The 21,057-nt window shown below is 64.2% G+C and carries 22 protein-coding genes; 21 read left to right on the plus strand and 1 reads right to left on the minus strand.

The window, feature by feature from the left end; all coding sequences use genetic code 11:
- The first annotated feature begins 3 nt into the window (after window positions 1-3).
- From hpt to dhaM, 21 genes are all read left to right on the plus strand, one after another.
- Window positions 4-555, plus strand: a complete 552-nt coding sequence (hpt, locus tag ACZ2GY_RS00520; RefSeq protein WP_277359363.1) for a hypoxanthine phosphoribosyltransferase — start codon at window positions 4-6, stop codon at window positions 553-555.
- A gap of 186 nt (window positions 556-741) precedes the next feature.
- A complete protein-coding gene (gene ftsH / locus ACZ2GY_RS00525) occupies window positions 742-2,838 on the plus strand; it encodes an ATP-dependent zinc metalloprotease FtsH (RefSeq protein ID WP_277359362.1) in 2,097 nt (698 codons plus the stop codon).
- Window positions 2,839-2,874: 36 nt separating this feature from the next.
- The gene (folE, locus tag ACZ2GY_RS00530; RefSeq protein ID WP_404800751.1) at window positions 2,875-3,492 is read left to right on the plus strand and encodes a GTP cyclohydrolase I FolE; all 618 of its coding nucleotides are present in this window, start codon (window positions 2,875-2,877) and stop codon (window positions 3,490-3,492) included.
- Between the two features lie 14 nt (window positions 3,493-3,506).
- Complete coding sequence (gene folP, locus ACZ2GY_RS00535; protein ID WP_471672660.1) at window positions 3,507-4,412, plus strand: dihydropteroate synthase; 906 nt, start codon at window positions 3,507-3,509, stop codon at window positions 4,410-4,412.
- 7 nt (window positions 4,413-4,419) lie between these two features.
- Window positions 4,420-4,803 carry a dihydroneopterin aldolase gene (gene folB / locus ACZ2GY_RS00540; RefSeq protein WP_277359360.1) on the plus strand — a complete coding sequence of 128 codons (384 nt, stop codon included), beginning with the start codon at window positions 4,420-4,422 and terminating at the stop codon, window positions 4,801-4,803.
- The gene (folK, locus tag ACZ2GY_RS00545) at window positions 4,800-5,294 is read left to right on the plus strand and encodes a 2-amino-4-hydroxy-6-hydroxymethyldihydropteridine diphosphokinase (RefSeq protein ID WP_471672661.1); all 495 of its coding nucleotides are present in this window, start codon (window positions 4,800-4,802) and stop codon (window positions 5,292-5,294) included. The genes folB and folK overlap by 4 nt, the downstream gene beginning before the upstream one ends.
- A gap of 7 nt (window positions 5,295-5,301) precedes the next feature.
- Window positions 5,302-5,793, plus strand: a complete 492-nt coding sequence (locus tag ACZ2GY_RS00550) for a DUF3180 domain-containing protein (RefSeq protein WP_056545763.1) — start codon at window positions 5,302-5,304, stop codon at window positions 5,791-5,793.
- Window positions 5,786-6,298 (plus strand): PH domain-containing protein, encoded by a 513-nt coding sequence (locus tag ACZ2GY_RS00555; protein WP_277359358.1) that lies wholly within the window; start codon window positions 5,786-5,788, stop codon window positions 6,296-6,298. Before ACZ2GY_RS00550 ends, ACZ2GY_RS00555 begins: the two co-directional genes overlap by 8 nt.
- A complete protein-coding gene (locus ACZ2GY_RS00560) occupies window positions 6,295-7,833 on the plus strand; it encodes a PH domain-containing protein (RefSeq protein WP_471672662.1) in 1,539 nt (512 codons plus the stop codon). The genes ACZ2GY_RS00555 and ACZ2GY_RS00560 overlap by 4 nt, the downstream gene beginning before the upstream one ends.
- Window positions 7,820-8,758 carry a Rossmann-like and DUF2520 domain-containing protein gene (locus tag ACZ2GY_RS00565; RefSeq protein WP_471672663.1) on the plus strand — a complete coding sequence of 313 codons (939 nt, stop codon included), beginning with the start codon at window positions 7,820-7,822 and terminating at the stop codon, window positions 8,756-8,758. Before ACZ2GY_RS00560 ends, ACZ2GY_RS00565 begins: the two co-directional genes overlap by 14 nt.
- Window positions 8,755-9,660 carry a pantoate--beta-alanine ligase gene (panC, locus tag ACZ2GY_RS00570; protein WP_471672664.1) on the plus strand — a complete coding sequence of 302 codons (906 nt, stop codon included), beginning with the start codon at window positions 8,755-8,757 and terminating at the stop codon, window positions 9,658-9,660. Before ACZ2GY_RS00565 ends, panC begins: the two co-directional genes overlap by 4 nt.
- Before the next feature lie 70 nt (window positions 9,661-9,730).
- Window positions 9,731-11,185 (plus strand): lysine--tRNA ligase, encoded by a 1,455-nt coding sequence (lysS, locus tag ACZ2GY_RS00575; RefSeq protein ID WP_277359659.1) that lies wholly within the window; start codon window positions 9,731-9,733, stop codon window positions 11,183-11,185.
- A 4-nt stretch (window positions 11,186-11,189) separates the two neighbouring features.
- Window positions 11,190-11,375 (plus strand): hypothetical protein, encoded by a 186-nt coding sequence (locus ACZ2GY_RS00580; RefSeq protein ID WP_277359655.1) that lies wholly within the window; start codon window positions 11,190-11,192, stop codon window positions 11,373-11,375.
- Between the two features lie 95 nt (window positions 11,376-11,470).
- Entirely contained in the window at window positions 11,471-11,794 is a 324-nt protein-coding gene (locus tag ACZ2GY_RS00585; RefSeq protein WP_056545775.1) for a histone-like nucleoid-structuring protein Lsr2, read from the plus strand.
- 107 nt (window positions 11,795-11,901) lie between these two features.
- A complete protein-coding gene (locus tag ACZ2GY_RS00590; protein ID WP_471672665.1) occupies window positions 11,902-14,409 on the plus strand; it encodes an ATP-dependent Clp protease ATP-binding subunit in 2,508 nt (835 codons plus the stop codon).
- Between the two features lie 120 nt (window positions 14,410-14,529).
- Window positions 14,530-16,626 (plus strand): S9 family peptidase, encoded by a 2,097-nt coding sequence (locus ACZ2GY_RS00595; RefSeq protein WP_471672666.1) that lies wholly within the window; start codon window positions 14,530-14,532, stop codon window positions 16,624-16,626.
- A gap of 29 nt (window positions 16,627-16,655) precedes the next feature.
- On the plus strand, window positions 16,656-17,165 hold the full coding sequence (locus ACZ2GY_RS00600; RefSeq protein ID WP_471672667.1) for an amino-acid N-acetyltransferase: 510 nt from the start codon (window positions 16,656-16,658) through the stop codon (window positions 17,163-17,165).
- A 63-nt stretch (window positions 17,166-17,228) separates the two neighbouring features.
- Window positions 17,229-17,450 (plus strand): CsbD family protein, encoded by a 222-nt coding sequence (locus tag ACZ2GY_RS00605; RefSeq protein WP_471672668.1) that lies wholly within the window; start codon window positions 17,229-17,231, stop codon window positions 17,448-17,450.
- A gap of 177 nt (window positions 17,451-17,627) precedes the next feature.
- The gene (gene dhaK / locus ACZ2GY_RS00610) at window positions 17,628-18,629 is read left to right on the plus strand and encodes a dihydroxyacetone kinase subunit DhaK (protein ID WP_471672669.1); all 1,002 of its coding nucleotides are present in this window, start codon (window positions 17,628-17,630) and stop codon (window positions 18,627-18,629) included.
- Window positions 18,630-19,268 (plus strand): dihydroxyacetone kinase subunit DhaL, encoded by a 639-nt coding sequence (dhaL, locus tag ACZ2GY_RS00615; RefSeq protein ID WP_471672670.1) that lies wholly within the window; start codon window positions 18,630-18,632, stop codon window positions 19,266-19,268.
- On the plus strand, window positions 19,265-19,993 hold the full coding sequence (gene dhaM / locus ACZ2GY_RS00620) for a dihydroxyacetone kinase phosphoryl donor subunit DhaM (RefSeq protein ID WP_277359649.1): 729 nt from the start codon (window positions 19,265-19,267) through the stop codon (window positions 19,991-19,993). Before dhaL ends, dhaM begins: the two co-directional genes overlap by 4 nt.
- A gap of 99 nt (window positions 19,994-20,092) precedes the next feature.
- Here the strand turns inward: dhaM and ACZ2GY_RS00625 are convergent, their stop codons facing one another.
- Window positions 20,093-21,016, minus strand: coding sequence for an HhH-GPD family protein (locus ACZ2GY_RS00625; protein WP_471672671.1), 924 nt, complete (start codon window positions 21,014-21,016; stop codon window positions 20,093-20,095).
- Window positions 21,017-21,057 lie beyond the last annotated feature (41 nt).

Genomic DNA, 21,057 nt, shown 5'->3' on the forward strand with positions numbered 1-21,057 from the left:
TTGGTGGATTCACAAGACGTCCAGTCGGATCTCAAGCACGTTCTCTACACCAAGGAAGAGATTCAGCAACGGGTCCAGGAACTGGCCGCGGAAATCGACCGCGATTACGCCGGCCGGGACGTCCTCATCGTGGGAGTGCTCAAGGGTGCGGTGATGGTCATGGCTGATCTGGCACGCGCCATGCACTCGCACGTCACCATGGACTGGATGGCCGTTTCCTCCTACGGTTCGGGAACGCAGTCCTCCGGTGTGGTCCGGATTCTCAAGGACCTCGAGACAGACCTCATGGGCAAGCACGTCCTGATCGTCGAGGACATCATTGATTCGGGGCTCACCCTGTCCTGGCTGAAAGCCAACCTGCTCTCACGCGGTCCCGCTTCCGTCGAGATCTGCACTTTGCTCCGCAAGCCTGACGCCGCAAAGGTAGCGATCGACGTGAAGTACGTCGGCTATGACATCCCGAACGAGTTCGTGGTGGGCTACGGCTTGGACTTCGCCGAGAAGTACCGCAATCTGGACTTCATCGGTACCCTCGCGCCGCACGTCTACGAATAGCTCCGCAGGTGGGCGGGAACCCGCCTGTACGCCCAGAGGGAACTTTCCACCGCGGGTGCGCGTGGATTCTGAAGAGAATGTAAAGCTGGTAGCACATTTCGGGCGCGCCGCTTTGGGCGATCCGCAGGTGGACGAGCGCTATGTGGCAGTTAATCAGGAGGGACAGGGCACTGCGCCCTGAGTTGAATGAAATTGAAGAGCTTGTTCAGAGGACCCATTTTCTGGATTGTGCTGGCAGTTGCCGCACTTCTGGTCATCCTGCCCTCCGTGTTCAACAGCAGCGGTGCCCGAGTGGACACCAATATCGGCCTTGAACTCCTCGAGAGCGATCAGGTGGAGCAGGCAAAGATTTACGACGGCGAGCAGCGGGTTGATCTCACGCTGCGCGAGGACTATGAAGAGCTCGGCCGCAGCGTTTCCTTCTTCTTCAGCGCCGCACGTGCCGAGGACGTAGTCGACGCCATCAACTCCTCAGACGTGGACGGCTTCACGGACCAGCCGGTCGAGAACAACTGGTTCACCAGCATCCTCGGCCTGATCCTGCCCATCCTGATCCTTGGTGCAATCTTCTGGTTCCTGCTCAGCAGGATGCAGGGCGGCGGCTCCAAGGTGATGCAGTTCGGCAAATCCAAAGCCAAGCTCATCAACAAGGACATGCCCCAGGTCACCTTCAATGACGTCGCAGGCGCTGATGAAGCAGTCGAGGAACTCCACGAGATCAAGGAATTCCTGCAGGAGCCTGCCAAATTCCAGGCGCTCGGCGCGAAGATCCCCAAGGGCGTGCTTCTCTACGGCCCTCCCGGAACCGGTAAAACCCTCTTGGCCCGCGCCGTTGCGGGTGAAGCCGGAGTGCCGTTCTACTCAATCTCCGGATCCGACTTCGTCGAGATGTTCGTGGGTGTCGGTGCCTCGCGCGTCCGTGACCTGTTTGAACAGGCAAAATCCAACGCTCCGGCCATCATCTTCGTTGACGAGATCGACGCGGTCGGACGCCACCGCGGTGCCGGCGTGGGCGGCGGCAACGACGAGCGTGAGCAGACCCTCAACCAGCTTCTGGTGGAGATGGACGGCTTCGACGCCAACACCAACGTCATCCTCATCGCAGCGACCAACCGACCGGACGTGCTGGATCCTGCGCTGCTGCGTCCCGGTCGCTTCGACCGGCAGATCGGCGTCGAAGCCCCGGATATGGGCGGGCGTCTGCGCATCCTGCAGGTCCACTCGAAGGGCAAGCCCATGGCGCCCGGCGTGGACCTGAAGTCCGTAGCCAAAAAGACTCCCGGGTTCACCGGTGCTGACCTCGCGAACGTCCTGAACGAAGCAGCGCTGCTCACCGCCCGGTCCAACGCCCAGCTCATCGACGACCGCGCCCTCGACGAGGCGATCGACCGCGTCATCGCCGGGCCGCAGAAGCGCAGCCGGGTCATGAAGGAGCTGGAGCGGAAAATCACGGCGTACCATGAGGGCGGCCACGCCCTGGTTGCCGCCGCACTGCGCAACACGGATCCGGTCACCAAGGTGACCATCCTTCCGCGGGGCCGGGCTCTGGGTTACACCATGGTGCTGCCCGCGGATGACAAGTACTCCATCACCCGCAACGAACTCCTCGATCAGCTGGCCTATGCCATGGGCGGCCGCGTGGCGGAGGAGATCGTGTTCCACGATCCCTCGACAGGTGCATCGAATGACATCGAGAAGGCAACCGCTACTGCCCGGAAGATGGTGACACAGTACGGGATGAGCGAGAGGATCGGTGCCGTGAAGCTCGGCCAGGGCGGCGGCGAGCCGTTCCTGGGCCGCGACATGGGCCACGAGCGCAACTATTCGGATCACATCGCCTACATCGTCGATGAGGAGGTGCGTCGGCTCGTGGACAACGCCCATGATGAGGCGTATGCCATCCTTACCGAAAACCGAGACGTTTTGGACCGGCTGGCTCTCGAACTGCTGGAACGCGAAACCCTGAACCAGGCGGAGATTGCAGAGGTCTTCACCGACATCCGCAAGCGGGACGCGCGCAGCATCTGGCTCTCGAAGGATAGCCGGCCGGTGCACTCCCTCCCTCCCGTGGTCTCCGCCAAGGAACGCCAGGAAGCGGAGGCAGCCGGAGAGCCTGACCCCGAAAACGTTTCGCCGCAGGATCAGATTGCGGATGCCAATCTGCCCAGCGGTTTCGACGTCACGGGCGATGCCCTGCCGGAGCCGGAGACTGAGCCGGACAACAAAGGCGGAACCACCGGGAACAATGACCAGGACGGGTACGGCCAGCGTCGTAACCGCTAGCAGGTCGGCCACAGGGGCCGGGATAGGATTCTTGGCGTGACCGATTTTGACGATCAAATGGTTGATGTGGCTCTCGCGGCCAGCGGTTCAACGGTGGACCAGCCGAGAATCGAGCGGGCAGTCCGGGAGATTCTCGCCGCCATCGGCGAGGATCCTGACAGGGACGGCCTCGTGCAAACACCCAAACGGGTGGCCCGCGCGTACGCGGAGTTCTTCGCGGGACTTCACCAGCATCCCAAGGATGTCCTTTCGACCACCTTTGATCTGGACCACGAAGAGCTGGTGCTCGTCAAAGACATTCCGTTCTATTCGACGTGCGAGCATCACCTTGTCCCGTTTCATGGTTCAGCGCATATCGGGTACATTCCCTCAGACGACGGAAAAATCACAGGCCTGAGCAAACTGGCGCGGCTGGTGGAGATTTATGCGCGGCGTCCGCAGGTGCAGGAGCGCCTCACCACGCAGATCGTGGATGCGATGATGGAGCACCTGCAGCCGAAGGGCGCGATCGTGGTCATCGAATGTGAGCATATGTGCATGTCGATGCGCGGCATCCGCAAGCCGGGAGCCAAAACGGTCACTTCAGCGGTGCGCGGACAGGTGCGGGAAGCCGCCACGCGCGCCGAGGCCATGAGCCTGATACTTGGAAGATAGGACACAGCAACTTTATGGATTCACTCGCGGCAGCCCCAGGAACCGGACCGGCAACCTCCCCCATTCCCGTCCTGCGGCCATCCCGGGTTCGCAAGTCCTTCGCGGACCTGCCGACGGAGCGGGCGCTGGTGATGGGAATCCTCAATGTCACCCCTGATTCCTTCAGTGACGGCGGCAAGTTCGGAACGGCAGATGAAGCCATTGCTGAAGGGCTGCGCATGCATTACGCCGGAGCGGACATCGTGGACGTCGGCGGAGAATCGACCCGCCCCAACGCTGACCGCATCACCGTAGAGGAGGAGCAGCAGCGCATCATTCCGGTTGTCGAGGCTCTGGTTAAGGCGGGCGCGCTGGTCAGTGTCGACACCATGCATGCGGCCACTGCAGCTAGGGCGATTGATGCCGGCGCCGCCATTGTGAACGATGTTTCCGGGCTGGATTTCGATCCGGACATGCCGGGACTGATTGCCGAACGCGGAGTCCACTACGTCCTGATGCACCAGCGCGGCAATCCGCAAACCATGGATTCCCTTGCCAGCTATGATGACGTCGTTGAAGACGTCATCTCCGAACTCACGGACATCCGGGACAAGTTCTACGCCGCCGGTGTAACCCCGGAACAGATCATCCTGGATCCCGGAATTGGCTTCGCCAAGAAGGAAGACCACAACTGGGCACTGTTGCGCGCACTGGACCGATTCGACGTGCTCGGTCACCGCATTCTGGTGGGAGCCTCCCGCAAGCGGTTCCTCGGAACCCTGCTCAGCGTTGCTGGCAAGGCAGCAGCTCCCGCCGAGCGCGGTGACGCGAGCGTTGCCGTTTCCGCCCTAGCAGCTGCACACGGCGCCTGGTGCGTCCGTGTGCATGACGTCGGACCGAACCTGGATGCGGTCAAGGTCGCCGCAGCCTGGACCAGGTAGACGGATCATGGCACAAAGTTCTCCCGCGCAGCGGGACAGGATCACACTGACGGGGATTACCGCCGTCGGGCACCATGGGGTGTTCGAGCATGAGCGCCGTGATGGCCAGCCCTTCATTGTCGACGTGGTGCTTCACCTCGATCTGCGGCCGGCAGGTGAGAGCGATGACCTCACGCGCACCGCGCACTACGGCGAACTCGCCGAACAGGTCGTAGAACTCATCACGGGTGAGCCGCTTGATCTCATCGAGGCACTGGCTGAGCGCATAGCCGCCGCTATCCTTTCCGCCTTCGCCGTGGACGCCGTCGAGGTCACCGTGCACAAACCCAAGGCGCCCATCGAGGTGCCGTTTGGCGACGTCGCCGTCTCCATCTTCCGGGAGCGTTCATGAGTGGAACGGTGCGTTCCATCCTCGCGCTGGGCAGCAATCTCGGCGAAAGCCGCGACACGCTGTCCCTCGCCGTTGCCGACCTCGTTGACTCCACGAACGTGCGTTTGCGTGAAGTGTCGCCGATCGCGCAGACGAAGGCCGTCGGCGGCCCGGAGCAGCCGGACTACCTCAACATGGTGATCGAGATTGAGACGGACCTTGGGCCGTATGAACTGCTTGAGCACTGTCAGGCCGTTGAGAATAAGCACCACCGGGTCCGCTCTGTCCGGTGGGGTCCGCGTACTCTCGACGTCGACATCATCACCTACGGCGATCTCGTCTCGGATGACGAAAAGCTGACCCTGCCCCATCCCCGCGCGGCGGAGCGGGCCTTTGTCCTGCAGCCCTGGGCGTGGATGGACGGAACGGCTACGCTGTCGGGGCGCCCGGTCGCGGAGCTTGTCCAGCAGGCGGAAGACCTCCCCGGCCTCGTACCGTTCGAGGGGGCCTAGCAGAGCCGTGGGATCAATCCGCATCGGCTGGCTGGTTCTGATCGGTTTGGTGTTCGGTGCCGCCGGGTGGCTGGTCAACTGGTGGGCAACCCGCAACGGGTACCCCACCCCGTCGCTGCCGCTGAGTTCGCTGTTGACCATCGCCGCCGTCGTCGCGGTGACACTTATTTTCGGGCTCCGGGTGAGGCGCTGGCGCGGCGGCAATCGCAAGCGGGTCCTCGATCCGATCCTGGCGGCACGCACCGTGGTGCTTGCCCAGGCGACTGCCTATGCGGGTGCCCTGACAACCGGCTGGCACGCGGGGATCCTCGCCGATCAGCTGACGCTGGTGGGAGTCCGCAGCAACCTCGGTCCATTGTGGGGTTCGCTGGCGGTGATTGCCGGTGGCATAGTCATGATTGCAGTCGGACTGATCGTGGAGAGTTTCTGTAAGCTTCCGCCGGATGATGAGGCCGGGTCGGAGACGAGGCGTGAGAGCGGCGAGGGGGAGTATGCGTAGGGAACCAATTGACCCGGCGGGGATTGAGTGGACGCGGGTGTCACCCAAGTACCTCAGGGTCCGGCTTGTAGGGTGGGCGATAGGCAGCCTCATCTTCCTGGTGATCTTCTCTGTTCCGCTCGTCCTGTTGCTGACGGGGGTGCTGCCCCGCTTTCCGCTACTGCTCGCGTGGTTGCTGCCCGCCGCCGTCGTCATCTTTGCCGGGTGGCGTGGACTGCTCCTGCCCCGTCAGGTGCGCGCTATCGGCTATGCGGAGCGCAATGAGGATTTGCTGGTCCGGCAGGGCATCTTCTTCCAGCGCACCATGGTGGTGCCCTACGGCCGGATGCAGTATGTCGACGTCGCGGTAGGGCCGATTGAACGCGCCCTCGGCCTGTGCACGCTCAAGCTGCACACGGCGTCGCCGGGCACCAATGCCGAAATTCCAGGGCTTCCTTCCAGTGAGGGAGCGCGGTTGCGGGAGCAGCTCTCGGCACGCGGTGAAGCGAAGCTGGCAGGGCTGTGACCGGCGCCGTACCTGACCCGGCGGTGCTCTCCGCCTCACCCGAGGAATGGAAGCGCGTCCACATCATTTCGCCGCTCGTCCGCGGCTGGATTGCCATTGCCGCGCTGATCTTTTTCGGCGGCCGCGATTGGTTCGAGGGTCTCCTGACAGGAGAGCCTGGAGGATTCAGGGGAGAAGGGGTAGTCAATCTTCCCCTTGCCATAGCCATCGTCGTCGGCGTCGTGCTGCTGATCGCGGCCGGGTTCTTCCTCTCCTGGTACTACACGCGCTACCAGGTGACCGAGGAGCACGTCCGAGTCAATTCGGGAGTGGTCTTCCGTCAGCACCGGCAGGCGCGTCTGGACCGGGTGCAAGCCATCGACGTTGTCCAGCCGTTCCTCGCGCGGCTGTTCGGGCTCGCGGAGCTCAAGTTCGATGTGGCGGACGCCGGGGAGTCGGCGGTACGGCTCTCCTTCCTGAAACTGGGGGAGGCTCAGAAGCTGCGGGCAACCATCCTGGCGCGGGCAGCTGGCGTCGTCGTGGATCCGGAGCACCCACAGGACATCCCCGAGGCACCCGAACGCGAGGTCCTTGCCCTCACTCCTGCCCGCGTGCTGGGCGCCGCGGCACTCTCCGGCAACACTGTCGCGGTGGTACTCGGCCTGATCGGCGTGGTGGTTTTTGCCTTCGTTCTTGAGACCGGGGCGCTGCTGGCGGCTTTCGTTCCCATCCTCATCGGTGTGGTCAGCGGTTACTGGAACGTGCTGAACACGGGGTTCAACTTCCGGGCAGCAATTTCACCGGACGGCATTCGCATCCGCTACGGGCTTCTCGATACCCGCACACAGACGGTGCCGCCCGGTCGGGTGCAGGCGGTCGGCGTGATCCAGTCACCCCTGTGGCGCCTGAAGGGCTGGTACAAGGTCACCGTGAACGTGGCCGGCTACAGCGCGTCCGCGAGTGGTGAGGCGCAGGCACGCGCCACCCTCCTTCCGGTGGGAACGCTGGACGAGGTTCTTCAGGTAATCGCGCTGGTGCTCCCCGATCCGGGAACGGACTCGCCCGTCGAGGTGTTCTCGGCAGGCCTGTCAGGACGGGATTCCGACGCCGGTTTCATCACCACCCCGCGGCGTGCACGCCTCATCGCGCCGCTCGCCTGGCGGCGCAACGGGGTGGCGGTGACCGACACCGCGCTATTGGCCCGGTCAGGTGCGTGGTGGCGGCAGGTCGCCGTCGTACCGCATGAACGCACGCAGTCCCTGGCCCTTCACCAGGGCCCGCTGGCGCGCAGGTTCGGGGTGGCTGACCTCATCCTGCACACCACTCCCGGGCCGGTCTCTCCCCGCGTCCGGCAGATCCCTGAAGCGGACGCCTGGCGGCTGTTCTCCGAAGAGGCCGGGCGGGCGGCCGATGCCCGACGCCGCAGCGGTCCCGAACAGTGGATGCGGCCCGTCCCGGTGCAGGAGCAGATGGAAGAGACGGATGCGGCTGCCGACGCACCCGTCATGCCGGCACCGCCCTCATACCTGGAAGGTCCACATCATGAACGTTCCTGAGCGTCCGGTCCGTCCCGGCGCTGGAGGCCCCCGCCGGAAACCCGGGAGGCTCGGCGTCGGAGTGATCGGCGCAGGCAGGGTTGGTGCCGTTCTGGGTGCTGCCCTGCGTGCAGCCGAACACGCCGTCGTCGGAGTTTCCGCTGTCTCCGAAGCAAGCAGGGAACGGGCCGAGAACCTCCTGCCCGGGGTCCCGCTGCTTGGGATCGAGCAGATCGTGGAACGGGCGGAGCTTGTCCTGCTGGCAGTGCCCGACGACGCCCTCCCGGATCTCGTCTCCGGCCTGGCCGCCGTTGGTGCCTGGCAGCCCGGCCAGCTCGTCGCGCACACGTCGGGCCGCTACGGAACGGCCGTTCTGGACCCGGCGCGGAGGCTTGGCGCCATCCCGCTAGCGCTGCACCCTGCGATGACGTTCACCGGCATGAGCCTGGACCTCACGCGCCTGCCCGACTGCACGTTCGGTGTCACAGCGCCCACCGCCGTCCTCCCGGTGGCGCAGGCACTCGTGGTCGAGATGGGCGCTGAGCCGGTGGTCATCGAGGAAGAGGACCGCGTCCTGTACCACGCGGCGCTTGCGCACGCGTCGAATCACCTGGTCACCCTCGCTGCGCAGTCAACACAGTTGCTCGGCAGCATTGGTGTGGAGCGGCCGGACCGAATGCTCGGGCCGCTGATGCGTGCCTCCCTTGAGAACGCGCTCGCCGCGGGCGAGGGGGCACTCACTGGGCCGGTTGCACGCGGTGACACCGGTACGGTCGCGGCGCACGCCGCTGCCCTCGCCGAAGCGCCCGAAGACATTTCCCGTGCCTATACGCGATTAGCCGCGGTGACTGCCTCCCGCGCACTGGAACGCGGGCTCCTGTCCCCGGAGCAGGAACGCGCAATCACTGAGGCGCTGGCACGGCCCGAGAAGGAAGAAAGCGAATGAGGCCACGGGTTCTCACTACTGCGGCGCAGCTGCGTGCTGCGCTCGCCGAACAGCTGGCTGCGGCAGGTCCCGGCCCCGTCAGCCTGGGGCTCGTCCCCACTATGGGCGCCCTCCATGAGGGCCACGCTGCGCTGGCCCGCGCTGCACGGACAGAGAACGACGTCGTTGTTGCCACCATCTTCGTCAATCCTCTTCAGTTCGGGGACCCGCTAGACCTTGACCGGTACCCCCGAACGCTGGAGGCGGACCTGGAAATCCTTGGGGGCTACGGTGTCGACCTGGTCTTCGTGCCGTCCCGGGAAGAAATGTATCCGGGCGGCGAACCGCTGGTCCGGCTCTCCGCCGGACGCCTCGGCGCAAGGTTTGAGGGCGAATTCCGGCCGGGACACTTCGACGGGATGCTCACCGTCGTCGCCAAGTTGCTGCATCTGGCCTGGCCCGCCGCCGACGCCGCGTATCGGGCCTACTTCGGGCAGAAGGACGCGCAGCAGCTGGCACTGATCCGCCGGATGGTCCGCGACCTCAGCTTCACGGCGGACATCCGTGCGGTACCCACGGTGCGGTCTGCCGAAGGGCTGGCGCTCTCGAGCCGGAACCGGTTCCTGACGGCACAGGAGGCGGATGCCGCCCTTGTCCTGTCCCGCGCATTGCGCCTGCTGACGGAGCGCGCTGTCCGCTGCGAACCGCTGGACCTGGAATCCGCCGTCGCACTGGTGGAAAGCCAGCCGCTCGTGCAACTGGAGTATTTCGAGGTGGTGGACCCGGATACTTTGGAACCGCTCGCCTTCAACTGCCGCGAGACTCCCTTCTCGGGGGAGGCGCTCGCGCTGATTGCCGCAAGGGTGGGCAGCGTCAGGCTCATTGACAATCAACCGCTGCTTGCGGACCCGGCGGGCACGTAAGGCTGAACCGGTAACCTTAGATACCGTGACCACTGAGCCAGCCCTCTCCACCGAAGAATTCAACGAGCAGATGCGCATCCGCATGGAAAAGCGCGCTCGCCTGCTGGAGCGCGGTGAGGAGCCGTATCCGGTCAAGCCGGAGCGGACGTCTTCTCTGGGCGAGATCCGGGACCGCTTCTCCGGTCTCGAGGCCGGTGACTCAACCGGTGAGAACGTCAGCGTGGTTGGCCGGATAGTCTTCCTCCGGAATACCGGGAAATTGTGCTTCGCGACGCTCCAGGAGGGCGACGGAACCCGTCTCCAGGCGATGCTGAGCCTCGCCGCCGTCGGCGAGGAGCCCCTGGCGGAGTGGAAGTCAACGGTGGATCTGGGCGATCACGTGCAGGTTTCGGGGGAAGTCATCAGTTCACGCCGCGGTGAACTGTCGGTGATGGCTACGGGCTGGGCTATGGCGTCGAAGGCGCTGCGCCCGTTGCCCACCCTGCACGCCGGGGTCAACGAGGAGACACGAGTCCGCCAGCGCTATGTGGATCTGCTGGTGCGCGAGGAAGCGCGCCAGATGGTCCGGACGCGGGCAATGATTACCCGCAGTATCCGTGAGACGCTTCACTCGCATGAATACATCGAGGTGGAAACGCCGATCCTCCAACTGGTCCATGGCGGCGCCACCGCGCGGCCGTTCGAGACCCACGTGAATGCCTTTGATCAGAAGATGACCCTTCGCATCGCGCTGGAGCTTTATCTGAAGCGGGCAGTTGTCGGTGGAATCGACCGCGTTTATGAAATTGGTCGTATTTTCCGCAATGAGGGAGTCGACTCTACGCACAGTCCCGAATTCACGATGCTCGAGTGCTACGAGGCTTATGCTGACCAGTTCGTGATGGCTGACCGCATGAAGGAGATCATCCTGAATTGTGCTGACCTTCTTGGATCGCGCCAGATTGAATCCGGAGCCGGGACCATTGACCTGGACGGCGAATGGCGCTGGCTCGGGGTCTATCCGGGGCTCTCCGAGGCAGTTGGACGTGTTATCACTCCGGACACTGACAGGGAAACGTTGTTGACGGTAGCTGAAGAACAGGAGGTTTCCGTGGACCTGGACTGGGACGCGGAAAAGCTTGTCCTGGAACTCTTCAGCGAGATTGTCGAACCGACATTGGTGCAGCCGACGTTCGTTTATGACTATCCGCCGTCAGCGCAGCCCCTGGCCCGTCCCCACCGCGACCAGCCGCAGCTGATTGAGGCATGGGACCTCATCATCGGCGGCATGGAGCGTGGAACCGCGTTTTCCGAACTGATTGATCCCGTCATCCAGAGGGAGCGCCTCACCGAACAGTCACGGCGGGCAGCTGCCGGTGACGAGGAAGCCATGCAATTGGACGAAGACTTCCTTCGTGCCCTTGAATACGGCGCACCGCCGATGGGCGGGATCGGCCTGGGCATTGACCGGCTCGTCATGCTTTTCACTTCCACCGGAATAAGGGAAACCATCCTATTCCCGCTGTTGAAGCCGGAGTTGGGTTAATACTATGGAGTATTTGGCTGTTCTCCTACCTTCCCTTGCCGTTGGGCTCATCTTCTACTTCGTCATGAAGTCGATCTTCAACGCGGACCGGGCCGAGCGTGAGGCCGAATCCGCAGAACGCCGCAACAGGGAGAATGAAATAGTAAAACCGACACCGTCGCCGGATGATGCGCCGCCCGGGAAGCAGTAAAAAGCCTGATCATCATTTTCTCCCTTTTGACGTCTGGGTTTAATGCGGACGATAATGTCTCTTGAATACTCGATAGGCCGATTGAGGAGATTGTTATGGCGCAGAAAGTCAAAATTATTCTGATTGACGACCTCGACGGCGGTGAGGCAGATGAAACCGTAAGGTTCGGCCTCGACGGATCGCAGTATGAAATTGATCTTTCCTCAGTGCACGCGGAGGAACTGCGCAGTGCGCTGTCCACCTATGTCTCCTCCGCCAGGCGCGAGAGCCAGGGTAAACAGCGGCAGGGCGCACCCGCCGCCCGCAATCAGGAAGCCGCGCAGATCCGCGAATGGGCAAAGGCAAACGGTTACAACGTCTCTTCGCGGGGGCGCGTCAATTCCGAGATCATCGAGGCATACCGGGCTGCGCAGCGCTAGCGCCTCCGAGCAGGGCCCGCTGGCCTATCTCGCCTGTGGCGAACACGCTCCACAAGCCATCCATGGGCACGTAGCATCGAACTACGCGTTAGCTAGGAGTGTGTCTCATGTTTGAGAGATTTACGGATCGTGCCCGTCGAGTTGTAGTGCTGGCCCAGGAAGAGGCCCGCATGCTCAACCACAATTACATCGGCACCGAGCACATTCTGCTTGGGCTAATTCATGAGGGTGAGGGTGTCGCCGCAAAGGCGCTTGAGTCGCTCAGCATTTCCCTCGGCGCTGTGCGCGAGCAGGTGCAGGAGATCATCGGGCAGGGCCAGCAGGCTCCTTCCGGTCACATCCCCTTCACGCCGCGTGCCAAGAAGGTGCTGGAGCTGTCTCTCCGCGAGGCACTGCAGCTCGGCCACAACTACATCGGCACTGAGCACATTCTGCTCGGTCTCATTCGTGAGGGTGAGGGCGTTGCCGCGCAGGTTCTGGTCAAGCTCGGCGCTGACCTCAACCGCGTCCGTCAGCAGGTCATTCAACTGCTTTCCGGGTACCAGGGCAAAGAACCTGTGGCATCAGGTGGCCAGCAGCAGGAGGGCACCCCTGCCGGGTCCGTCGTACTGGACCAGTTCGGACGCAATCTCACCCAGGCGGCCCGGGAGGGCAAGCTCGATCCGGTCATCGGCCGTGAGCTCGAGATGGAACGCGTCATGCAGGTCCTCTCCCGCCGCACCAAGAACAACCCCGTGCTCATCGGCGAGCCCGGCGTCGGCAAGACGGCCGTCGTCGAGGGCCTCGCTCAGGCGATTGTCCGCGGAGATGTACCCGAGACCATCCGGGACAAGCAGTTGTACACCCTGGACCTCGGTTCACTGGTTGCCGGATCCCGCTACCGCGGTGACTTCGAGGAACGCCTCAAGAAGGTCCTGAAGGAGATCCGCACACGCGGCGACATCATCCTGTTCATCGATGAGATCCACACGCTCGTTGGTGCCGGCGCGGCAGAGGGCGCTATCGACGCCGCGTCCATCCTGAAGCCCATGCTGGCGCGTGGAGAGCTTCAGACCATCGGCGCCACCACGCTGGATGAATACCGCAAGCACATCGAAAAGGACGCGGCCCTTGAGCGCCGCTTCCAGCCAATCCAGGTTCAGGAGCCTTCGGTGGCACATGCCATTGAAATCCTGAAGGGGCTCCGGGACCGCTATGAGGCACACCACCGTGTCTCCATCACTGATGCCGCACTGGCATCGGCTGCCAACCTTGCCGAGCGGTACATCTCCGATCGGTTCCTGCCGGACAAGGCCATTGACCTCATCGATGAAGCCGGAGCGCGGCTGCGAATCCGCCGCATGACCGCTCCGCCGGAGCTCAAGGAAATCGATGAGCGCATCGCGTCCGTGAAGCGGGAGAAGGAATCCGCTATCGACGCCCAGGACTTCGAGGGTGCAGCCCGCCTGCGAGATCGTGAGCAGAAGCTTCACGACGAGCGCATGGACAAGGAGCGCCGCTGGAAGTCAGGCGGTCTCGATGACATCGCCGAGGTTGACGAGGAGCTGATCGCCGAGGTTCTGGCGAACTCCACCGGTATCCCCGTCTTCAAGCTCACCGAGGAAGAGTCCTCGCGGCTGCTCAAGATGGAAGATGAACTGCACAAGCGGGTCATCGGCCAGGATGACGCCATCAAGGCAATCTCCCAGGCCATCCGCCGGACCCGTGCAGGCCTGAAGGATCCGAAACGTCCGGGCGGTTCGTTCATCTTCGCCGGTCCCACCGGCGTTGGAAAGACCGAGCTCGCCAAGGCGCTTGCTGAGTTCCTCTTCGGAGATGAAGATGCGCTGATCACACTGGACATGTCGGAGTACTCGGAGAAGCACACCGTCTCCCGGCTCTTCGGTGCGCCCCCCGGATACGTGGGCTATGAAGAGGGCGGTCAACTTACCGAAAAGGTCCGTCGCCGTCCGTTCTCCGTTGTCCTGTTCGACGAGGTGGAGAAGGCTCACGCCGATCTCTTCAACTCGCTGCTGCAGATCCTCGAGGATGGCCGCCTGACTGACAGCCAGGGCCGTGTGGTGGACTTCAAGAACACCGTCATCATCATGACCACCAACCTCGGCACCCGGGACATCTCCAAGGGCGTCATGACGGGCTTCCAGTCCGGTACTGACACCGCCACGGGTTACACCCGCATCAAGGCGAAGGTAACGGAGGAGCTGAAGCAGCACTTCCGCCCCGAGTTCCTCAACCGTGTGGATGACACCGTGGTGTTCCCGCAGCTGACCCAGGACGAGATTGTCCAGATCGTGGATCTGTTCCTCGACCGCCTGAGCAAGCGGATGGCAGATAAGGGTATGAGCATCGAACTCACACCTGCGGCCAAGGTGCTGCTCGCGACCCGCGGTTATGATCCGGCAATGGGTGCACGCCCGCTGCGCAGGACCATGCAGCGCGAGATCGAAGACCAGCTTTCCGAAAAGATTCTCTTCGGAGAGATCAAGTCCGGAGAGCTCGTCTCGGTGGACGTCGAGGGCGAGGGTGACGAAGCAAAATTCACCTTCGTCGGGCATGGTGCTCCCAAGGAGATCGAGGATTCGCCGGCGGCAATCGAGGCGGTCGTTCCCGAGTAAACCGGGGACTCTCAAGCACACCTGCCCGTATCGGTCCGCCGATACGGGCAGGTTCTTTTAAGCGCATTCGGAACTACCCTGGGTTGTGAGCTGGAGCACATCGGATGATAAAGATGTTCCATGACACTCGTACCAGATTCGCCCACCCCAGCGAACACCACTGCCTTCCATGACCTGGATCGTTTCGTCGCCCTACCGCGTTTGAGTGGGCTTTCGTTGAGCGCCGACGGCACCCGGCTGGTTACCTCGGTGGCCACCCTCAACTCCAAGGGCACTGCCTACACCTCCGCCCTGTGGGAGCTGGACCCATCCGGCCGCCAACCGGCCCGGCGCATCACCCGCAGCGCGAAGGGAGAATCGGGCGCCGCCTTCCTTAGGAGCGGCGACCTCCTTTTCACGTCCGCCCGCCCGGACCCGGACAACGCGGAGGAGGAACCGATTCCAGCGCTCTGGAAGCTTCCGGCCGCCGGCGGCGAAGCCCGGGTAGTGCACACCCGCCCGGGAGGAGTGCAATCGGTCCTCGCTGCAGCGGAGGCAGACGCCGCCGTCGTCGTTGCTGAGGTGCTGGCCGGATCAACTGATGAATCGGACGACGGAGAACGCCGCAAGGCCCGCAAGGACGCCGGTGTTGCCGCAATTCTGCACACGGGCTACCCGGTTCGTCACTGGGATGCCGATCTTGGCCCCTCCGAGCCACGCTACTTCCTGATTGAGCCCGGTGAGCCCGGTAAGCCCGGTGAAGCCGGCAAGATCACGCTCGACGACGAGCCCTCCGTCACGCTCCGCAATGTGACCGGCGGAATTGGCTCCGCACTCCGGAACGCGAGCCCGCGCCTCAGTCCGGACGGTACGTTCCTGCTCACAGCGCAGACCGTACCCGTGGGAGGCGGGGACCAGCGGTCGGTGCTGGTGCGCGTCGACACTGCCACCGGAGAGCGCTCTGTTCTCCTCGAAAACCCTGATTATGACTATGACGCGGGCCCCATCAGTCCGGACAGCTCAACCGCCGTCGTGGTAGTCCGGCACCGCACCGGCCCCGATACACCGCCGAACGTGGAGCTCGGGCTGCTTCCTGCCGCTGGAGGTTCCCTGACGCCCCTTGCCTCCGGATGGGACCGTTGGCCTGCTCCTGCCGCCTGGCTTCCGGATGGAAGCGCACTGGTGGTCACAGCGGACGACGACGGCGCGGCGCCGGTTTTCGTTATTGACGTCGCCAGCGGCGAGGTGCGGCAGGTGACGATGGATGCTGCTGCCTACACCGACGTCGTTATTTCGCCTGACGGTTTGGCCGCCTACGCGCTGCGCAGTTCCTACGAGTTCCCGCCGGAGGCTGTGCGCATTGAGCTTGCCACGGGCACTGTTGCGCCGCTGCCGGCGCCGAGTGAGCGCCCTCCGCTGCCGGGAACGCTGGAGCGGGTGGAGGCTGTCGGCGCGGACGGGCACGCCGTGAAGTCCTATCTGGTCCTGCCGGAAGGAGCCGGCGCATCTGCGCCCGCGCCGTTGCTGCTCTGGATCCACGGCGGCCCGCTCGGATCCTGGAACGCGTGGACCTGGCGCTGGTCGCCGTGGCTGCTGGCCGCCCAGGGATACGCCGTCCTCCTGCCGGACCCCGCCCTCTCCACGGGTTACGGACAGAAGATGATCGAACGCGGCTGGGGCGCATGGGGAGACGCGCCCTACACGGACCTCATGGCCGCAACGGATGCCGTGGTGGCGCGTGCGGACATCGATGAGAGCCGCACGGCGGCGATGGGCGGTTCGTTCGGCGGGTACATGGCCAACTGGGTGGCCGGGCATACGGACCGGTTCAATGCGATCGTCACGCACGCCAGCCTGTGGGCCCTGGACCAATTCGGGCCCACCACCGATGCCTCTTTCTACTGGGAGAAGGAGATGACGGCCGAGATGGCGCTCGAGAACTCCCCGCACACGCATGTCGGGAAGATCAGCACGCCGATGCTGGTGATCCACGGTGACAAGGATTACCGCGTCCCGATCGGCGAAGGTTTGCGGCTCTGGTACGAGCTCCTGTCCAAGTCGCAGCTGCCTGCCGGGCCGGACGGGGAGACTGAGCACCGCTTCCTGTACTTCCCGGATGAGAACCACTGGATCCTCAAGCCGCAGCACGCGAAGATCTGGTACTCCGTCGTCGAGCACTTCCTGGCCCGTCACCTGCTGGGCGAGAAGGTGGACCTTCCCCCGGAGTTGGGAATCTGAGGTACGTCCGGGTCCCTACACTGGGTTGAATGAGCCAGTCCTTTCATATTCGCCGGGCAACTACCGCTGACGTGCCCATCATCAAGCAGTTGGTGGCCCCGCTCGCGGAAGAGCGCATCCTGATTGCCAAGGAAACGGTCGCCTACTATGAGGGCCTTCAGGAGTTCAAAATCGCCGAAGATGACAACGGCGGTGTGCTGGGGTGCGGAGCCCTCCACGTCATGTGGGAGGATCTCGCGGAGATCCGTACGCTAGCCACCGCCGCAGCGGCGCGGGGCAGGGGCGTGGGCACCGCCGTCGTCAATGCGCTGCTTGAGGAAGCGCGCGCTATCGGTGTGCAGCGGGTTTTCTGCCTCACCTTCGAAGAGGCCTTCTTCCGCCGCCACGGGTTCCGTGTGATGGCGGACCAGTCGGCAGTGGATCCCGTTGTGTATTCGGAACTCCTGCGTTCGCATGACGAAGGCGTAGCGGAATTTCTGGACCTGGCACGCGTGAAGCCCAATACCCTCGGCAATACCAGGATGATCCGTACGCTCTGACGGTGAGCTAGCCAGCGGCGTTCTGCGCCGATAAGCTAAGGATGCTTGGTATGTGAACGCCAGGTGAGTCTCCTGACAGGGGGACGGAACGTCGACGAAAGGCGGAACGCCATGGGTGCAGACGACAAGACACAGAACAACGCCGAGAAATTGGGCGGCAAGGTTCAGGAAGGCCTGGGCAAGGCCACTGGCAACAAGGACATGGAAGCCGAGGGCCAGAAGGACCAGAGCAAGGCCGACCTCAAGAATGCCGGCGAGAACATCAAGGACGCGTTCAAGAAATAGCCGGTAAAAACGTAGGCGGCATCAGGCCGCCAGCTGTGGGAAGGACCGTCCGGGTCCTTCCCACAGTCATATCCGGGTGCTTCAGCATGAAGGGTCTGGGCAACCGTCCCTGCCGCAGAGTACTGTTCAAGGGCGAACCGGTTTTGCAGCAGTCGATCACCGTCCAAGGAGACTCGCATGAAGAAGCTGATCAATGACCCGCAGGCAGTGGTAACTGAATCCGTTGAGGGGTTCGGGGCTGCCCACGCTGATCTGGTTGAGGTGCATCCGGACCCCTTGTTCATCACCCGCAGAGACGCTCCGGTCCAGGGCAAGGTGGGGTTGGTTTCGGGCGGCGGAAGCGGTCATGAACCTTTGCACGCAGGGTTCGTGGGCCGCGGGATGCTTGATGCTGCGGTCCCTGGCGCGGTGTTTACCTCGCCCACTCCCGATCAGATCATTCCCGCCACACTTGCCGTGAACGGCGGCGCAGGAGTGCTCCACATCGTCAAAAACTACACGGGCGACGTCCTCAACTTCGAGACCGCAGCCGAAATGGCGCAGGCTGAGGGCGTGGAGGTCCGGTCGGTCCTGATCAATGACGACGTCGCTGTGGAAGATTCGCTGTACACCGCAGGCCGCCGCGGCGTCGGCGGGACGGTGCTCGTGGAACGAATCGCCGGAGCAGCAGCCGAGCGCGGTGATTCCCTCGACGGCGTCACCGGGATTGCCCAGCGCGTCAATGACAACGTGCGTTCCATGGGCGTTGCGCTCTCTGCCTGCACGGTGCCGCACGCCGGCGTGCCCAGCTTCGATCTGACCGAGGAAGAAATCGAGATCGGCATCGGGATTCACGGTGAACCTGGCCGGCACAAGATCGCCATGGAAAAGGCGGACGGAATAACCGACCGCCTCCTGGAGCCGATCCTCGCCGACCTCAAAGCGACGGACGGTGACCGCGTGCTGCTCTTCGTCAACGGCATGGGCGGCACGCCGGCCAGTGAGCTTTACATTGTGTACCGGCGCGCGCGTCAGGTGCTTGCCGAGCGCGGCATCTCGGTTGAGCGCTCCCTGGTTGGCAACTACATCACGGCGCTGGAGATGCAGGGAGCGTCGATTTCGGTGCTGAAGCTGGACGATGAAATGGTGGAACTCTGGGACACGCCGGTATGGACGCCGGCCCTGCGATGGGGAGTGTAGATGGCGCTGACTGCGCAATGGGCCGAAGCCTGGATCCGGGAGTGCTCACAGGTCCTCACTGAGCACCGTACTACGCTGATCGAGCTGGACCGGGCGATCGGGGACGCGGACCACGGCGAGAACATGCAGCGCGGGTTCGCGGCGGTGGTGGCAAAGCTCGACGCCGGTGGGCAGGAAACACCCGGCGCGGTCTTCAAGCTGACTGCCATGACTTTGATGTCCACCGTTGGCGGTGCGGCCGGTCCGCTGTACGGTACCGCGTTCCTCCGCGCGGCCACAGCTCTGGGTGACGCAGCTGAGATCGATCCCGCCGCCGTCGTTGGCTTCCTAACTGCAGCACGCGACGGCGTGGTGGCGCGCGGCAAGGCCGAGCCGGGGGACAAGACCATGATCGATGCGTGGACTCCCGCCGTCGAGGCCGCGGGCACGGCGCAGTCGGCCGGGGCGTCGGCCGTGGAGGTGCTTGAGGCTGCAGCCAATGCCGCCCAGGCCGGTGCCCTCGCCACAGAGCCGCTGATCGCCAGAAAAGGCAGGGCCAGTTACCTGGGTGAGCGCAGTGCCGGGCATCGTGACCCTGGTGCGCAGTCCTCGGCCCTGATTCTTCAGGCGGCAGCTGACACCGCAGGGCGTCAACAGTGACGGTCGGCCTGGTGATCGTCTCGCACAGCAGCAAAATCGCCGAGGGGGTCATTGAGCTGGCCGCGCAGATGGCCCCCAACGTCCGGATAGCCGCCGCCGGCGGTACGAGTGATTCCCCGTCGCGCATCGGCACCAGTCTTGAGAAGGTTCAGTCGGCGCTTGAGGAAGCCGAGCAGGGCGACGGCGTCGTGGTCCTTACCGACCTCGGTTCTGCAGTCATGACTGCAGAAATGACCCTTGAATTCCTCCCCCCTGATACCCGGTCGAGGATCCGCCTGCCTCAAGCCGCCCTGGTCGAAGGAGCGGTGGCAGCGGCCGTGCAGGCGGAGTCCGGCGGCACGGTGGACGAGGTCGCTTCCGCTGCCGAGCGTGCTGTCGTTTCCATCGACCCTGAGTCACTTGAGCCGTTCGTCTCCCATGGGGCGGCGGCTCCCGGTCCCTCAGCTCCGCTGGAAGCAGCTGCTGAGCCGGCGGTGACGGGCGCCTGGACCCTGCCGAACAAGATGGGCCTGCACGCTCGGCCCGCGGCCGTCATAGCAAGGGCGCTCACGGACCTGGACGCCGAAGTGACCATCAACGGCGTGGACGGCAAGTCGGTGATGCTGCTCATGTCGCTCGCTCTGGGCGAGGGCAAGGAACTCCGCGCTGAGGCCACGGGCCCAGAGGCGCAGAAGGCCATCGAGTACATCGGCGGTGAGGTCAAGGCAGGGTTCGGCGAGCTCTAGCGGAACTTTTGGGCACTTACGGTGACTTCCGGGCGGGCCGACGTCGCCAGAGGTGCGCAAAAGTTCGCCAGGAGGGCCCAGGAAGTTCCGACGGAGGTGTCAGGCAGGGAGCTGCAATCCCCGTGGTGTCTCCTCGGCCAAGCCGTCCGCAAGAAGGCCGTCGAGGGCTCGCTCGAGCTGCTCAAGCGGGGCATGCAACCCATACAGCTTCTCAAATGCCGCGGGGGTGCCGTGCGCCAGGTCCACGGGGCGCTCGCGGATGAGCGGCCGCGGCACGGGGCTGTCCGTATGCCGCAGCACATGCATGATCGCGCCACGTACCTGCCGGTCCGTTCCTGCCCAGGACTGGCCCTTGGGTACGTACGTCGGCGCGGGTTTCCCGGCCGCCACCCAGGCGCACCGATCGAGGACCGGACACTGCTCGCAGGAGGGCGTCCGCGCAGTGCAGACCAGCGCACCGAGCTCCATCACAGCCGCGTTCCAGCGGACCGAGGCGGGACCGTCGTCGGGCAGGAGTGTGGCAGCCCGCTTCATCTCAGCGGCCGTCAGCGCCGGCGCCGGCAGGGCGGCACCGCCCACAAGCCGCGCGTGGACGCGGCGGATGTTCGTGTCGACAACCGTCTCGCGATGACCGAAGGCGAACGCCGCGACGGCGGCAGCTGTGTAGGTGCCCACGCCCGGCAGTGCAAGGAGCTCAGCATAGGAATTGGGCACGTTGCCCCCATGATGAACGACGACGGCAGTCGCCGCCGCGTGGAGGCGCAGCGCCCGCCGTGGGTAACCCAGGCGCCCCCAGTGGCGGAGGGCCTCACCCGCGGGGGCTGCAGCGAGGTCAGCTGGTGCAGGCCAGCGGGACATCCAGTCCTCCCATACGGGCAGGACACGCGAGACGGGAGTCTGCTGAAGCATGAACTCGCTCACCAGAACGCCCCAGGGGGTTCGGGAGGGAAGCCGCCAGGGGAGGTCCCGGGCGGCGTCGTCGAACCAGTCACTCAGGCGAGCATGCAGCACTGCGGCGTCCACGGTGAACTCCAGATGTTCGACAAATCGGCAGGATCCACCCT

Source organism: Arthrobacter sp. KKT183 (genome assembly GCF_055657625.1).

Excerpts from the sequence above, each read along its gene's own strand:
- ftsH (WP_277359362.1), top strand. The coding sequence starts at position 742 with ATGAAATTGAAGAGCTTGTTCAGAGGACCCATTTTCTGGATTGTGCTG.
- folP (WP_471672660.1), top strand. The coding sequence starts at position 3,507 with ATGGATTCACTCGCGGCAGCCCCAGGAACCGGACCGGCAACCTCCCCC.
- folB (WP_277359360.1), top strand. The coding sequence starts at position 4,420 with ATGGCACAAAGTTCTCCCGCGCAGCGGGACAGGATCACACTGACGGGG.
- folK (WP_471672661.1), top strand. The coding sequence starts at position 4,800 with ATGAGTGGAACGGTGCGTTCCATCCTCGCGCTGGGCAGCAATCTCGGC.
- ACZ2GY_RS00555 (WP_277359358.1), top strand. The coding sequence starts at position 5,786 with ATGCGTAGGGAACCAATTGACCCGGCGGGGATTGAGTGGACGCGGGTG.
- ACZ2GY_RS00565 (WP_471672663.1), top strand. The coding sequence starts at position 7,820 with ATGAACGTTCCTGAGCGTCCGGTCCGTCCCGGCGCTGGAGGCCCCCGC.
- panC (WP_471672664.1), top strand. The coding sequence starts at position 8,755 with ATGAGGCCACGGGTTCTCACTACTGCGGCGCAGCTGCGTGCTGCGCTC.
- lysS (WP_277359659.1), top strand. The coding sequence starts at position 9,731 with ATGCGCATCCGCATGGAAAAGCGCGCTCGCCTGCTGGAGCGCGGTGAG.
- ACZ2GY_RS00580 (WP_277359655.1), top strand. The coding sequence starts at position 11,190 with ATGGAGTATTTGGCTGTTCTCCTACCTTCCCTTGCCGTTGGGCTCATC.
- ACZ2GY_RS00585 (WP_056545775.1), top strand. The coding sequence starts at position 11,471 with ATGGCGCAGAAAGTCAAAATTATTCTGATTGACGACCTCGACGGCGGT.
- ACZ2GY_RS00590 (WP_471672665.1), top strand. The coding sequence starts at position 11,902 with ATGTTTGAGAGATTTACGGATCGTGCCCGTCGAGTTGTAGTGCTGGCC.
- ACZ2GY_RS00595 (WP_471672666.1), top strand. The coding sequence starts at position 14,530 with ATGACACTCGTACCAGATTCGCCCACCCCAGCGAACACCACTGCCTTC.
- ACZ2GY_RS00600 (WP_471672667.1), top strand. The coding sequence starts at position 16,656 with ATGAGCCAGTCCTTTCATATTCGCCGGGCAACTACCGCTGACGTGCCC.
- dhaK (WP_471672669.1), top strand. The coding sequence starts at position 17,628 with ATGAAGAAGCTGATCAATGACCCGCAGGCAGTGGTAACTGAATCCGTT.
- dhaL (WP_471672670.1), top strand. The coding sequence starts at position 18,630 with ATGGCGCTGACTGCGCAATGGGCCGAAGCCTGGATCCGGGAGTGCTCA.